The organism is Siphonobacter aquaeclarae, assembly GCF_900103285.1.
GTDB lineage: Bacteria > Bacteroidota > Bacteroidia > Cytophagales > Spirosomataceae > Siphonobacter > Siphonobacter aquaeclarae.
This window is the reverse complement of the sequence record NZ_FNGS01000004.1, coordinates 644,355-659,395: the sequence shown is the minus strand read 5'-3', so window position 1 is coordinate 659,395 and position 15,041 is coordinate 644,355. Positions and strand designations below refer to the sequence as shown.

Below are 15,041 nucleotides of genomic sequence, written 5' to 3'. Positions count from 1 at the left end.
CAGGCAGCAGGTAACGGTTATCAACGTTTCCAGGTTTGTATTTCTCTTAGAAGCGCGTCCTTGTTTAAAGAGCTAATGCGATGAAATTCAGCGATCTGTGCATTTCGGTGGGCATCGGAAAGATAACCGCTATTTTTTCCTCTGGGATGATAGAGGTGAAACATGGGGCCTTTCACACGAATCAGTCGTTTGCCTAGTATCTGCCATCGTTTCACTCTTTCCCCGTCTTCTTGCCCCCAACCATAAAAGTTCTCGTTTTCACCTCCGCATTCGAGGTAATCCGAGAGCCTGGCAAAAAAACCTCCTCCGCAAGCGGTACTCGTGTAAGGCAGCGACATAGTCGCTGTATTCGACAATAGATAATCGAGGTTGCCGGATTTTAGAAACTCGATTCGATTAACTGCACCGGTATCAAAAAAGTGACCATCGTATGGAAAGACGAAGTCATGTGTATTTTGCCTTAACCTGGAGATTGCCAAATCAATTTGATTAGGATGGACAATTACATCACTATCCCAAACGGCTATGTATTCGGTGTTGACAATTCGGGACAGATGGTTAAGGTATTTTGTCCGATGGAAAACGGGATTGTCATCTTTTGTGAAGGAATACTCTAAAATACCCTTTACAGCATCTTCTACTAACCCTGTATTGGTATAGTCAGCTTCAAGAATTAAAATATTAGTATCGAAAAAGTCTGTTAAATAACGAACCAGTATATTGATATTTTCGAATCGTTCAAATGAATCAATTCGAATGGGGATAACGAATGTCGTATCTTTCAAGTATATCACAGAACTATTCTTATTAACCATTTAAAAGCCGAAAACAAAAATATTTATTAAAATAACAAAAATTAAAAAAACAAAAGCACCAGTTGAAAAATATATAAATGACTTCATTTTTCTATTCCTTTCGTCTTGTGAATATATATTCATATTATAGTTTGTTGATATTTTTCTATTTATTAAATAATATATAAGAGCATACGATGAGAAAAATAATATTCCTTTTATATGCTTATTATAATAAACTATTCCTGTTAATTTATACCAAAGCCCTAAAATGAATAAATTCAGTGATAAATAGTAAACCAATAGTAAAATACACAAAACACCTCTATTTTGTATTTTAGAAATAGATATTGAATTATATTTTCTTAAGAAAATATAATTGCCTTCTCTGACGTCATTTAGAAAATCTATCATAACACAGATTTATAAGTTAACAGAGACGAGCGTTACCCATCTCTGTTAAGAGTGTGAATTATTCGGGATTTGCCGTTGTATAAACTGAAACTCCAACAGATACGCCTGCGACCAGCACTGTAAACCAACCAATTGGAGTAAACGCAGCTGCCACCCCCAATGCAGTAGCGCCTAATGTTAGCCAATCATTTTTGCTATAATCATGATCAGAAAACCCAACGTACACTTGGTAAACGCCTATTCCGACTCCAATGAAACTAACGGCTTTGGCTCCCGCAGTTAGTCCTGTCACACTTGCGACTCGGATCTTATTTGCGTTGAAACCCAGTGTACTGACAATTGCTGTTGCTTTCGACAGAGAAAGATCTAAGGTTGAAATGCCTAACCCAACTGCATTAATACTTTCATTAAGACGTTTTTCAAACTGTGCTCTTTCCCAGCTATAGCGGTCGGAGGTTAGTTTGTAAAGATCGTAATCAACAATCGGGCTTATCGTTGGCGTTGTTGGGGGAGTATATCCACCTCCCGTGTTACTCGGCGAATATCCTCCGCTACCCGTATATCCCCCTTGGTCGCTGCTGTTGTAGTCGCCATAGCAGTAAGTCTGAGCAACGTTATGAAGGGTATAAGTGACGTCAATACAGCTAGGGCCGCATGACACACCTGACATGGTTGAATATTGAGTGTAATATGTAATGCACTCTTTAGTTCTGCCTCCTTTATTTTTTACATTCGGATTGTAGTAGTTTACGAGCTTGCCATCCAAGAACCGCCATGACCGTAAAATATTCTCGTTCCAGTCAGCATTAACAACAAGTCCTGTGAAACTTGAAGGATCAACTACAGATCCGGGTTTACTTTTTTGTGGATCGAAGGCAAGCTGAGCAAGAAAACCATCATAGTCTCCATTTGGCTTTCGGTAGATAAGAAACCCTTCAGCTATTGACCAACTTAAGTATTGGGCGAGTTGTTGAACATATTCTTCCCCTTCTTTCCACATCAAAATAGCTGTTCCCTTTTCGTCTCCTGAATACTCAATGGGTACCCAAATAAAATCATGTTTGTTGGATTTCGCAATCTGCTGCCTGGCCCAATCAAGCGTTCGGGTTATGGAGACGTCTTTTGTTCTGGCTCCTTCATATACTTTTACGTATTGGTTTGAAAACCAGTCTTGTGCGTCTTTGGAGATGGGTGAAGAATAGAGGTTGGTCAGGTCTTCAACGGTACTTTTGCAACCATAGTCAAATGCTGTGCCGGTTAAGGCAAGCATACTCTTAACAAAATCGGAACGATCCATTTGAGGATAGATTGTTAGGTTAGTATGTCTTGACATGGCGGATTTTCATGCCATATATCAATCGGGACGACAGAATGTAACCTACGTCCTTTGAAAAATACCGCGCAGACGGTGTTGTTTTTATATAATATCTTGATTAATTTATATAAGTATTTTTGACATAAAATGCCTATTTATTGACCTGTTGCATGCCAGCAACGGAGGCCTTGTTCCATGGTCAGGTATTGCTGACATGGTCTTCTGTAGGAAAGGACGGGGTACGCAGGGAGAAATGAAGGTGACGGGATCGACTATAGCCAGCTGTATCGAACGAAGACGAAGCCTCCGGTTTCAGCGATTGGCGCCGGTAAGATGACTACCCCCCGTAACGCACACCGGCGGTTCGCCGGGAGCCGGCGTCCGCGGGCTGAACGGAAGCCCGAAGCCCAAACCCCGCCAGATAAACAGCAGCGCCACCACGATCGTGTACATCGGGATGAAGCGGTTCAGCCGCTGCCGCACCGGCATACTTACCCGCTTCCATAACCAGCTGACAGAGAGCATGGCAGGTAAAGTCCCGAAGCCGTAGGCAATCATGTACAGGAAGCCGTCGGCGGGTGAGCCCGCTGTCAGCGCGCCGGCCAGCGCTACATACACCAGGCCGCAGGGAAGCAGGCCATTGAGTAGCCCGGCGCCGGCAAAAGCCCAGAACTTTTTGGTTTGCAGGAGTTTGCGGAAGGAAAGGGTGGCGGTTATCGGAAAGCGGATGAAGCGTTTTCCCGTCACCAAAAAAATCATCAGCAAACCGGCGGCGACCGATACCTGCTGCTGCCAGCCGAAGAGGGAAAGCCGCTCGCCGAAGAGCCCGACGCCAAGGCCGAGTATTCCGTAGCTCAGCGTCCTGAACCCATTGTAAATCAGCCGGGCGATCCAGGCTTTCCCTTCCGGCAGGCCGCCAACAGGCAGGGCGAGTGCGATCGGACCGCACATCCCCACACAGTGCAGGCTGGCAACCAGGCCGGTCAGGAAAGCAAGCTGAATCATGGACATCGTATTAAAGGGTGAGATGCTCCTCGGAATAGTATTCCTGCTGACCGTCGGTCCAGGTTACCTGTACCTTCCAGTAGCCTTTGCGGAGGCGGGCCGTCGGGACGGGCGCCATCCCGGGCGTGACGGGCACAGTGAAATCCAGCCGGGCATCAGACGGACGGAAGAAACGCACTTCTCCGCCCCGCGCCGAAGCCGGTACGGCAAAGGATACCTGCTGCTGCGCGGGCTCAAACCGGACCTTCAGCGGGTCGCTGGCCCTGCGGCTGTGCCGGATGCGCTCGATCTGCTTCTGATAGCCGATTTCAGTCTGATAGTAGTCGGACCGGACAAGGTCCACTTTGGCGGTCGTCATCCGGTATACCAGAAACCCGATAAACGACCCGAAGGCGATAAACGCGGTGATGATGGCTTTTCCCCAGTTCATGGAAAATCAGTTTTCAGGTTAGGAAAATCAGTTTTCAGTTTGCGGTTTTCAGTTTTCGGACGCTTTAACTGAAAACGGAAAACAGTAAACCGAAAACCGCTCACTCCACCGGCCCCATAAAATTCGTCCCCACTTCTTCCACCATTTTCCCGTCGGCGAGGATTTCGAGAACGAGGGGTGTCTTGTTTTCGCGGATGCGGCGGGCAGGTACCGACAGGAAGAAGGAGCCTTTGGTGAGCTCACCCGGCTCGACAGTCGTCAGGGGCTGCCCGACGAATTGCAGGGCGAAATCGGGCTGCTTCACCCGGACCGTCACGTGAACAGGACGGAAGGTTTTGTTGACGATTTCAAGGTTGTACAAATTGGAAATCCGGCCGTCCGGCTGCTTCTGGAACGTCAGGCCCGAAGCGCGGAGAATGGTCGTATCCACATCTTTCCGGACCACGAGCAGGTAGCCGATCACAGCCGTCAGGATGAGCAATACGGCCGAATAGGCGCGGAGACGCCCGTCGAAACGGAGCTTCTTTTTCTGCTCGATGCCTTCGAGAGAGGCATACCGGATCAGGCCTTTCGGTTTGTGAATTTTGTCCATTACCTGGTCACAGGCGTCGATGCAGGCTGTGCAGTTGATACACTCCAGCTGGGTGCCGTGGCGGATATCAATGCCCGTCGGGCATACCTGAACGCAGAGGGAGCAGTCCACGCAATCACCCTTCGGCGTTTCATTTTCTTTCTTGCTGAGTTTTCCGCGGGGCTCGCCGCGGACGTAGTCGTAGGCCACGACGATCGACTTCTTATCCAGCAAAACGCCCTGCAACCGTCCGTAAGGGCAGATGACAATGCAGACAATTTCCCGAAGCTTGGCAAACACGAGGTAAAAGACCACGGTGAATACCAGGAGAGAAGCGAGTCCGCCGAGGTGGTTCATCGGATTATCCGTCTGGATCGCCAGGAGTTCGTCTTTCCCGATCAGATAGGCCAGGAACGTATTGGCAATGGCAAAGGAAATCAGGAAGAAAACGAGGTGTTTGAGTGTTTTCTTCCGGATTTTGTCCGAATTCCAGGGGCCGGCATCGAGTTTTTTCTGGGCTTTGTAGTCGCCTTCTATCCAGTTTTCGATCGTCCGGAAAACGACTTCCATGAAAATGGTCTGCGGGCAGGCCCAGCCGCACCACACCCGCCCGAAGGCGACCGTAAACGCGATAATAAAGACCATGAAGGCCAGTAAACCCAGCGCGACGAGGTAAAAATCCTGGGGCCAGAACGGCACGCCGAAGAAGATAAACTTCCGGTCGAGCACGTTGAAAAGAAACAACGGGTGGCCCTGAAATTCCAGCCAGGGCAACCCGAATAAGATAAGAAGGAGCCCCAGAGCCACGACGATTCTCCACCGGTAATACACGCCGCCTTTCGGCAGGCGCGGGTAGATCCATTTTCGCCGGCCGTCAGTCTCCTGATTACTGACGTGGTCCCGGAACTCCTCTTGTGCTTGTATCATGGCTGTAGGGGCAGGGACGTGCGTCCCTGCCGGTAAGTGAGACTATTCAGCAGCGAGTTTTTCTCCCTGCGGCTCTTTCGCCCCGGCAGGGTTTGAGCCTTTCAGGGAAAAGATATAGCTGGTAACTTGCTGAATCTGAATGGGATTCAGCTGTTTTTTCCAGGAAAGCATGCCTTTGTCGGGTACGCCTTCGGTGATGGTATGGAAGACCGCCTTGACGGTGCCGCCGTGGAGCCAGTATTCATCGGTCAGGTTGGGACCTACTTTCCCTTCGCCGGCAGAGCCGTGGCACGCTACGCAGTACTGGTCAAAGAGTTTCTTCCCTTCGGTGACGGCCTTGGCGTCTTTGAGTACCGTGACGTTGTTTTCGTTGACGGAGTTGGCGAATTTCTTGAGATAGGCTTCCCGGGCTTTATCGGCTGCGGCGATCTCGGTGGTGTATTCCCGGTTCATGATGTCTCCGTCACCGGCTACGTGGTAGATGACCAGGTAAACCGCGGCGAAAACGATCGTTCCATAGAAAAGAAACATAAACCACGGGGGTGTCGGGTTGTCGAGCTCCTGGATACCGTCGGGAGCGTGCTCCATCAGCAGGGAATCATTGGCCGAGGAAGGTGGTACCCGAAACAGCCGGTTCCAGAAGGTGCCGCCGGCATAGAGATCTTCTTTCGGGGATTTTTCGGCCGGCAGGGCGAGTTGCTTGACCGACAGGTACAGGTGGATCACCGCGACGCAGATACCCAGCGCCCCGAAAACGAGGAAGGCCAGGATGACCACCAGAAAGAGCTCTTCGCCGGTATTGATCTGAAAATTCATGGTAAGAAACAGTTAGGGGACCCTGGGTATTAGTTGTCGAGCGGCATCGCGCTCATCCGGTTGAGGTGTTTTTTGTCGGCGAGAAGGACGTACAGACCCATTGCCGCGAAAAACAGAACGAAAATCAGCAGGGATGAAATCATGTATAGATCAGCGCCCTGGAGCTGAGTAATGAGGTTGCGGAACATAGCGCGTAGGGTTTAGTCCGGGGGCGGGATAAGCCGCCCCCGGGCGGGTTATTCTTCCTTCTTGATGTCAGTCCCCAGGCGCTGGAGATAGGCAATGAGGGCAATGATTTCTTTGTCGGCCGCTACTTTGATGCCTTCTTTTTTCAGACGGGCGGTGATTTCTCCGGCCTGCTGCCGGACGTTTTCCTGCGCTTCCGAGATGGCGTAGTCTTCATACGGTACACCAAGGGATTGCATCGTCTTCAGCTTGGCTTCGAGCTGGCTGTTGTCCAGCGTCTGCTCCAGCAGCCAGGGGTAGGCCGGCATGATGGACCCCGGAGACATCGTGGTCGGGTCGTTCATGTGGTGGTAGTGCCAGGAATCCGGATACTTGCCGCCTTCGCGGTGGAGGTCCGGACCGGTACGTTTCGATCCCCAGAGGAAGGGGCGGTCGTACACAAACTCCCCAGCTTTCGAGTATTCGCCGTAGCGTTCGGTTTCGGAGCGGAAGGGCCGTACCATCTGGCTGTGGCAGTTGTTGCAGCCTTCGCGGATGTAGAGGTCGCGGCCCTGTAATTCCAGCGGCGTATAGGGCTGGACGGATGCGATGGTCTGTACGTTTGATTCGACGGTAAACGTCGGCACCAGCTCCAGCACCGTTCCGATCAGGATCATGATCAGGGAGCCGGCGAGCAGCTGCATCGGACGGCGTTCGAAGATCCGGTGCCAGTAGGTATCGCTTCCGGTCGGCACAAAATCCTTCGTCAGCGCGGGGGCTTCGGCGGCTTCATTCGCCTGGAAGCTGCCCTGGGCCATGGTCTTGAAGAGGTTGTAGCTCATCAGGATGGCGCCGAGGAGGTAGATGGTTCCCCCGATGGCCCGCATCATGTGCATTGGCAGCAGTTGCAGCGTAGTTTCGAGGAAAGCGGGGTATTGCAGTGTGCCTTCCGGCGTAAATTCTTTCCACATCATCCCCTGTGTAAAGCCGGAGATATACATCGGCACGGCGTAGAACAGAATACCGAGCGTGCCCAGCCAGAAGTGGATTTTAAGGAGGCGTTTTGAGTACAGCTCGGTCCGCCACATTTTCGGGATGAGGTAATACAGCATCGCAAAGGTCAGAAAGCCGTTCCAGCCCAGCGCGCCGACGTGTACGTGCGCCACAATCCAGTCGGTAAAGTGCGCGATGGCGTTTACGTTCCGGAGTGAAAGCAGCGGGCCTTCGAGCGTTGCCATCCCGTAGGCGGTGATTCCGACGACCATGAACTTCAGCCGGTCATCTTCCCGGACTTTGTCCCACGCGCCGCGGAGAGTAAGCAGGCCGTTGAGCATCCCGCCCCAGGAGGGCGCGATCAGCATGATGGAGAAGACCGTCCCGAGTGACTGCGCCCAGTCGGGCAATGAAGTATAGAGCAGGTGGTGAGGACCGGCCCAGATATAGATAAAGATCAGTGACCAGAAGTGCAGGATCGAAAGTTTGTAGCTGTAAACCGGGCGGTTGGCCAGCTTCGGCAGGTAGTAATACATGAGGCCGAGGAAGGGCGTCGTCAGGAAGAATGCGACCGCATTGTGCCCGTACCACCATTGTACCAGCGCATCCTGTACCCCTGCATAGGCCGAGTAGCTTTTCAGAAAACTAACGGGGAGGGAGAGGGAGTTGATGATGTGGAGTACGGCGACCGTCACGAACGTCGCGATGTAAAACCAGATACCGACGTAGAGGTGGCGCTCCCGCCGGCGGGCAATTGTACCGAACATATTCACCCCGAACACAACCCAGATCAGCGTAATGGCGATATCAATCGGCCATTCGAGCTCAGCGTATTCTTTCGAGGAAGTAAAACCCAGCGGCAGCGTCGCCACCGCGGATACAATGATGAGCTGCCAGCCCCAGAAGTGAATCCAGCTCAATCGGTCCGAAAACATCCGGGCCTTGAGCAGGCGCTGGAGCGAATAGTACACGCCCATGAAAATGGCGTTGCCGACGAAGGCAAAGATCACCGCATTGGTGTGCAGCGGGCGGATCCGGCCGAAGGTCGTGTACTGGTTGTGAAGGTTCATGGCCGGCTGAAACAACTGCGTGGCGGCAATGACGCCTACCAGCATCCCGATCAGCCCCCAGACAATGGTGGCGATGGAGAAGGCTTTGACCACCCGGTTGTCGTACTCAAAATGCTCCAGGGACGTTGGAGCGTGCTCGGTAATCGGAAGGGGATTCATTCGCGCTTGTAGGATAGTTGGGAAATTCAGGGTTCGTCATCACACAGGATCCGCATGCCGGGTGTGTGCAGATCGTCGTTCTGCCCGGATTTCATCGCCCAGAAAAACGCAGCCAGAAATCCGCACGCCAGCAGCAGACTAATTCCGATGAGCAGAAAGATGATGTTCATAATTCATTGATTTTCAGCCTCAAAGGTCGCTCCGGAGGTCTCCTGAATAAATGACATAAGTCACTCGCGGGGGTGATTTTGAACCGGAAAGCACTCTCCTGTGACGTAAAAAGCCAAAAGCCCGGCAGGCACTATGCCTGCCGGGCTTTTGGCTTTTTTAAGTCACGGGAGCTTTAAGCAGTAAGCTATAAGCAGTAAGCTATAGGCAGTAAGCTATAGGCAGTAAGCTTATGGCTCGCGGCCCTGAGCCTAAAGCCTAAAGCCTATAGCTTACTGCTTAAAGCCCTTACAGCTCCTTCCTCGTTACCTTCAACAACTGCCGTACCCGTTTGCCGAGTACGCGGGAGGTACCGCCCGCATCGAGCGTGTAGGCCGATCCGCTCTTCACAATCGCGCTGTTCCGGTAGGTATAGTAGCCGACCTGCGAGCTGGTGAAGCTGCCGCCGCCGCTTACATTGGTATAGGAAGCACCATTGATATTGACGACGTAGTTGATGTCCCGGTTACCCTGGTAATACTCAACCACGACATAGTAAGAGCCGTCCGGGGCCGACGACGGCAGGCTGACCGTCTGGAAGCCTTCCTCGTTTACACTCGATAGTGAATTGGTCTGGTCGGCATTGAGGATATTGCCGTCGGCGTCGAATTCCACACCCGTGAGGAGGTACAGGTCCATTTCTGCCTTTGAACCTTTGTCCCAGGTAAGGTCTACCTGAATACCGTCGGTCGGCGCGGTATCGTCGTCTTCCACCGAAATAGTACCCGTCAGGTCCAGCGCGTTGGTACTCAGGGTATGGCCGGAGCTGATGGCTTTCAGGGTTATTTCAATGGTTTTGGTACTTTCGATGGCCTTGTCGTTGATCAGTTTCAGGACAATATTCGAAGAAGAGGAGCCTTTGGGAATCGTCAGGGTGGAATCCGTCGTGGTTTGCATGATATAATCGCCGTTCAGGACGGCAGTTCCGGTGACGGAAAACTGCAGGACAACGTCCTCCGTCGTCACCGATCCGAGCGATACGCCGAGGGATACCTGCCCGTCGCTTTCCTTGACAGACTTGGCCAGTTCGGAGAATTTGACAACGGCGGAGACGTCGTCGCCGGACTTGGAGCAGGAAGTAAGGGCAAGGCCGGTCAGGAGTAGCAATCCGGTTAGGGGTCTCATAAAAAGGAGGTTTGACTAGAACATCTGTTTGAGACCGGAGAACGCAGAGAAGCTGCGCCTTATGCAGGCGTGTAGACGTTGGGACGACTTGTCGCTCCCGGCGGTGCGGTTTTATCTACCGGGCGGGTTACTAAAAGGGGAGGATGTCAGGGGAGGAAAAAACGGATGCCTGTTTCGGTTTCGACTTCTCTCAATCGTTGGAGCGTTGTCACAGAGCTCAGGCCAAGGCTGGCGCGCAGGGCATTGGCACGCTGCCGTTCCGCGTCCGTTTCCGGTGCCGAGAGGTAGCCGTAGCCTTTGTCTTTCCATTCACTTTTGACGACCAGATACCAGTCGTCAATCTGTGCAAAAGTGACGGGAGCGAGTTGTCCTGCCTGTACCGCCCGGAGCAGCCCGGGCCGGATCGAGGGGTACAAAGTATCTCTCTGCGCATATTTCGCGGAAATGGAATTATGGTGAGTCAGAATCACAGACGATCGCCAGGAGTCCGCCACCAGTGCTTCACCCGGGTAGCCCCAGGTATTGAGTATCTGCTGAAATCGCGCCATCTGTCGCTCGCTGTGCGGAGCAAAGGCCCGTTCCGCGTAGCGATCCTGCCCCCGTGATGTGAAACAGAGCATGGCCCGGAACGCTTTTCGCTGATCTTTCCGGAACATGTTACCTACCAGCCGGGAAACTTCGGGCTGAAGGCTTTCCAGATATGTTTTTCGGAGTGCCGGATATTGTTGCTGAAGCGATTTCCACTGCGGCAGTTGCCGCAGCGGCTGAAAAGCGCTGAGTTTCCGGAATTTCTTCCATTCCCAGCCACGGGAAACGGCCTGTTTCAGAAAAAGAAAAGCGGTTTCGTCCTTCCGCAAATACGCAGCCAGTTGCGCCGCTACCCGGTAATCCCGCGAAAAAGAGAGATGACTTTTTTCCGCCGCTTTCTGATAGACGGCCAACGCCCGCTCAAACTGCCGGTCGGCAAGCAGGCTGTCGACCGTGCCCGAAAGGCGGTCCTCCGCCCGGGCAGCCGGATGCAGGACTGCCAGCAGCGCCAGTATTTTAACCGTCCTGCTCCGCCGCCAGCCGGGAGGTATCGCGTGTTTCGTCCATGAAAACATACACCAATAACGAACAAAAGACAGCAGCAGTGATGTACCAGTAAAAATAAGGTTCATGGCCTAAGTCTTTAAAAAGCAGTGCAATATACTCTGCCGTGCCCCCGAAAAGCGCCACCGTGAGCGCATAGGGGAGGCCAACACCCAGTGCACGTACTTCCGCCGGAAACAGCTCGGCTTTGACGACTGCATTGATGCTCGTATAGCCGCTGACGATGATCAGGGCAATGAGCAGGAGGATAAATGCTTCTCCCTCGGAAGAAGCCCGGCTCAGCGCCGTCAGCAAAGGCACCGTACCAAGCGTCCCCAATACACCGAAACCAAGCAACAGCGGCCGCCGCCCGATCCGGTCCGACAACAAGCCGAACAGCGGCTGCATCAGCGCAAAAATCAGCAGCGAGAGGAAGGACAGAAGTGTTGACTGGCCTTTCGTCAGGTGAACGGTATTAACCAGAAACTTCTGCATGTAGGTGGTGTAGGTATAAAACGCCAGGGTACCGCCCATCGTCAACCCTACGACTGTGAGGACCGCTTTCGGGTGTTTCAATAACCCTGCAACAGTACCTTTCTTCGGCGCCCGGGCAGCTTCGAAAGCTTTGGTTTCGTCCAGGTGGCGGCGGAGATAAAGCGCGACAACCGACAGGATCGCCCCGATCACAAACGGAATACGCCAGCCCCATTCATGCAGTTGCTCTTCCGTCAGAATCAGCTTTTGTAATAAAAGCTGGATACCCAGCGCTACCAACTGCCCGCCGATCAGCGTTACATACTGAAAGCTGGAGTAGAAGCCCCGTCGGTCAGGCGTGGCCATTTCACTCAGATACGTAGCCGAAACACCGTACTCGCCACCGACGCTCAGGCCCTGCAATAGCCTGGCTACCAAAAGAATAGCCGGCGCGAATAGCCCGATACTCGCATAGGAGGGCGTAAACGCAATGAGCAAAGAGCCGAACGACATCAGCAGTACCGACAGGGTCATGGACTGCTTCCGGCCGACCCGGTCGGCGATCGACCCGAACAGCCACCCGCCAATAGGCCGCATCAGAAATCCGATCGCGAAAATCCCGGCGGTATTGAGCAACTGGGCCGTCGCGTCTCCCTTCGGAAAAAAAGCCGCCGAGAAATACAGCGAAAAGGCCGAGTAGGTGTACCAGTCGTACCACTCGACAAGATTCCCGACGGAACCTCCGAAAATTGCTTTGACCCGGCGGCGGGAGATGCGAGAAGATGCCATGCGTCTGAACGAAAGGAAGGCACCCGGTTCCGGATGCCTTCCCAAAATAACTTACTTATAGATCAGATACTTCTTTCGCATCTTTTTATAATCGGACAGACCCGGATCCCAGCTTTTCCGGATCTCGGCTTCGGGTATTCCGGCCCGGATCTGCTCCCTGAGTTTCTCGGTTCCGGACAGCCGGTCGAAGACGCCGACCACCCGCGTCTGCGTCAGGTTGAAAAAGTGATCCTTGTCCGGATAGGCATTGTACAGCTCGATCAGCCAGGACAGGTTCAACTGTTTGCTGCGACGGAGCTTCTCCGTGTCGTACTTGCGGAGATCCAGGCCGTAGCACTCCTGATCCTGATACTGAGGCGTTTCGCTCATGCCCGGAATACTGACGGGCTTGAAAGAGAAGGCATACTTACCTTTCAGCAGCGGCGCGCCCAGCACGGTAAACGGCATGTACGTACCCCGGCCGTGGCTGAGGAAGGTACCCTCAAACGGGCAGGTACTCGGATACAGCAGGATAGCCTGCTGGGTATTCAGGTTGGGCGAAGGCCATACGGGAAGTTCATACGGCGTGTCATGGGTGTAGTTTTTCACCGGAATGACTTTGATCTTACACTGAAGCTTACCCGGCAGCCATTTTTCGCCGTTGAGCATCTGCGCAAACTCCCCGATGGTCATGCCATGTGCGATGGGGATTTTATGCATTCCAATGCCGGAATGCAGGTGATCTTCGAGAATAGGTCCGTCGACGAGGTACCCGTTAGGGTTCGGACGGTCCAGAATGAGAAGCTCTTTACCGTTTTCGGCGCAGGCTTCCATGATGTGGTCCAGGGTATTGATATAGGTGTAAAAACGAACGCCGACGTCCTGAATATCGAAGATCATCAGGTCGATACCAGCCATCATTTCCTTGGTCGGCTTTCTCAGTTTGCCATACAAAGAGGTGACAGGAATGCCGGTTTTGGCGTCGACCTCATCGCTTACATGGGCTCCGTTGCTGGCGTTTCCCCGAAAACCATGCTCGGGGCCGAAAACCCGCACGATATTGACGCCGAGACTGAAGAGGCTGTCGACGCTTGACTTTTTTCCAATGATGGACGTCTGGTTGACAACCATCCCGACGCGCTTGCCTTTCAGGTAGGGGAGATACAGGTTGGTCTGGTCTGCACCGGTGACGACCTTCCGCGCGGGAGGGCCGGCAATCGCCTGCAGCGAAATCAGGAGGGATAGAACGAGGAATTTCATAGAAAATAGATTGCGTGCATGAAGCGACAAAAATAGGCAGTCATTTCCGCTTTTTCCAGAGAAATACCAGACCATTCGCCTGAATCTGCTGGTATTTTTGCTGGTTCTTGCAGGGGTTTCCGGTGGATTTTTCTGAATAGACCCATAAATCCGGCTGCCGGTCGGTTTGGAGCGTATCCGTCAGCGCGCTGACATAGTGTTGGTGAAAAAAAGGCAGAACACGCAGGTCACAGATCACTTCCGAATGGGAGGGCAACGACCGGCTGGCCGCTTCCAATGCCGATTCCTGCTCCTTTGATAAGGCATACCGGGGATACAAACCCGTCAGAACCGGCCAGATACGCGGCTCGGCAATGACAGCGAGCGCGGCCAGCTGGACCACGGTTGTCGCAGGAAACGGAAACCGGAATTTCAGGTCATAACCATACCTCGCCGCCGCCAGAAAATGCGCCGGAGCCAGAAAACCCCACAAAAAGGCCGTTCTCGGCGGAAAACCGAACGCATTCCGGCTGTAGGGGTAGTAAGCGAGACCTTCAACGATATTGGAGAGGATCAGCGGCAACGCCAGCAGCGTGACCAGCAGCAGGTACTGCTTTTTTCGGGTCGTTGAAATCGCCAGCAACAGAAAAGGAACCAGCCCGCCCGCCAGAATGGCCAGATTACCGGTCAGGCTCCGGATCAGGTAAGACCCGAGCGCCTCCGGGTGCCGTCTCACGGCCTGTATCGCAAGACCCAGCCGGCTGTGCCCCCAGCCATTCAGGGCGGAAAGCCAGATCAGACCGGCGGCAAACAACAGCGTGAAAGCCAGAAGGATCCACCCATTGGATCGGGTAGCGAGATTTCGGATCAGCGACGACCGGTCTTTGTCCGGAAAAGAAGCGAAAAGAAACAGCGCGCAAAGCAGAACCGGCGCATTTTCCTTCACCAGTGCAATAGCCAGCGTGGCCGCAAACAGGCCTGCCGACGAGCGCCTGTGCCAGGCACTGGCCCAACACGCCGCCAGCGGGAGATAGAGGAGTTCGACATGCCAGCCCTGCGTCAGATCGCAGAAAACCCAGTAGCCGAGCGGACCCACCAGCAGCGCAGAGACCGCCAGCCAGGTCCTGCCCCCTCTTCCGGCCAGATCCTGCCGCCAGAGAAACAGCGCAACCAGACACAGGACCGTATGCAATCCGAACAGACCGAGCGAACCCGCGCCATATACAAACGGCGCCAGCAGCGGATTCAGGAAATAATTATGAAGCAGAAAATGATTCCCGTAAACAGTGTCAGTCAGAAACGGTCGCCCGTCGAGCCAGGAGATACAAAGCTGGGTATGAGCATGCACGTCAACGGCATATACTCCGTCCCTGAAAAGTATCCATTTGTATCCCAGCCATAGCACCGGGATCAAAAACGGAAGGATGCCGATCGGCCGAAAGTTCATACGGGGTGAAGGATTACCGGAAGATACACCTTCGGCGCGGATTTGCCCGTA

The 15,041-nt window shown here is 53.1% G+C and carries 14 protein-coding genes; all 14 read right to left on the bottom strand.

The window, feature by feature from the left end; translation table 11 throughout:
• Window positions 1-20: 20 nt before the first annotated feature.
• Window positions 21-785 carry a glycosyltransferase family 2 protein gene (locus BLR09_RS13130; RefSeq protein ID WP_176785536.1) on the bottom strand — a complete coding sequence of 255 codons (765 nt, stop codon included), beginning with the start codon at window positions 783-785 and terminating at the stop codon, window positions 21-23.
• A gap of 481 nt (window positions 786-1,266) precedes the next feature.
• A complete protein-coding gene (locus BLR09_RS13125) occupies window positions 1,267-2,505 on the bottom strand; it encodes a hypothetical protein (protein ID WP_143011083.1) in 1,239 nt (412 codons plus the stop codon).
• Window positions 2,506-2,835: 330 nt separating this feature from the next.
• On the bottom strand, window positions 2,836-3,534 hold the full coding sequence (locus tag BLR09_RS13120) for a sulfite exporter TauE/SafE family protein (protein ID WP_093202716.1): 699 nt from the start codon (window positions 3,532-3,534) through the stop codon (window positions 2,836-2,838).
• Between the two features lie 4 nt (window positions 3,535-3,538).
• Window positions 3,539-3,958: a FixH family protein gene (locus tag BLR09_RS13115; protein ID WP_093202713.1), complete on the bottom strand. Its 420-nt coding sequence runs from the start codon at window positions 3,956-3,958 to the stop codon at window positions 3,539-3,541.
• A gap of 100 nt (window positions 3,959-4,058) precedes the next feature.
• Window positions 4,059-5,456: a cytochrome c oxidase accessory protein CcoG gene (gene ccoG / locus BLR09_RS13110; protein WP_093202711.1), complete on the bottom strand. Its 1,398-nt coding sequence runs from the start codon at window positions 5,454-5,456 to the stop codon at window positions 4,059-4,061.
• Between the two features lie 42 nt (window positions 5,457-5,498).
• The gene (locus tag BLR09_RS13105; RefSeq protein ID WP_093202708.1) at window positions 5,499-6,272 is read right to left on the bottom strand and encodes a cbb3-type cytochrome c oxidase N-terminal domain-containing protein; all 774 of its coding nucleotides are present in this window, start codon (window positions 6,270-6,272) and stop codon (window positions 5,499-5,501) included.
• 29 nt (window positions 6,273-6,301) lie between these two features.
• Window positions 6,302-6,460 (bottom strand): hypothetical protein, encoded by a 159-nt coding sequence (locus BLR09_RS25520; RefSeq protein WP_176785534.1) that lies wholly within the window; start codon window positions 6,458-6,460, stop codon window positions 6,302-6,304.
• Window positions 6,461-6,508: 48 nt separating this feature from the next.
• Entirely contained in the window at window positions 6,509-8,659 is a 2,151-nt protein-coding gene (gene ccoN / locus BLR09_RS13100) for a cytochrome-c oxidase, cbb3-type subunit I (RefSeq protein ID WP_093202705.1), read from the bottom strand.
• 26 nt (window positions 8,660-8,685) lie between these two features.
• Entirely contained in the window at window positions 8,686-8,829 is a 144-nt protein-coding gene (gene ccoS, locus BLR09_RS13095; RefSeq protein WP_093202702.1) for a cbb3-type cytochrome oxidase assembly protein CcoS, read from the bottom strand.
• A gap of 286 nt (window positions 8,830-9,115) precedes the next feature.
• A complete protein-coding gene (locus BLR09_RS13090) occupies window positions 9,116-9,991 on the bottom strand; it encodes a Calx-beta domain-containing protein (protein WP_093202699.1) in 876 nt (291 codons plus the stop codon).
• A gap of 146 nt (window positions 9,992-10,137) precedes the next feature.
• Entirely contained in the window at window positions 10,138-11,094 is a 957-nt protein-coding gene (locus BLR09_RS13085; RefSeq protein WP_093202696.1) for a hypothetical protein, read from the bottom strand.
• Window positions 11,036-12,325: an MFS transporter gene (locus BLR09_RS13080; RefSeq protein WP_093202692.1), complete on the bottom strand. Its 1,290-nt coding sequence runs from the start codon at window positions 12,323-12,325 to the stop codon at window positions 11,036-11,038. Before BLR09_RS13080 ends, BLR09_RS13085 begins: the two co-directional genes overlap by 59 nt.
• A 51-nt stretch (window positions 12,326-12,376) precedes the next feature.
• On the bottom strand, window positions 12,377-13,564 hold the full coding sequence (locus BLR09_RS13075) for an exo-beta-N-acetylmuramidase NamZ family protein (RefSeq protein ID WP_093202689.1): 1,188 nt from the start codon (window positions 13,562-13,564) through the stop codon (window positions 12,377-12,379).
• Between the two features lie 40 nt (window positions 13,565-13,604).
• Window positions 13,605-14,990: a hypothetical protein gene (locus BLR09_RS13070; protein ID WP_093202687.1), complete on the bottom strand. Its 1,386-nt coding sequence runs from the start codon at window positions 14,988-14,990 to the stop codon at window positions 13,605-13,607.
• Between the last annotated feature and the right edge of the window lie 51 nt (window positions 14,991-15,041).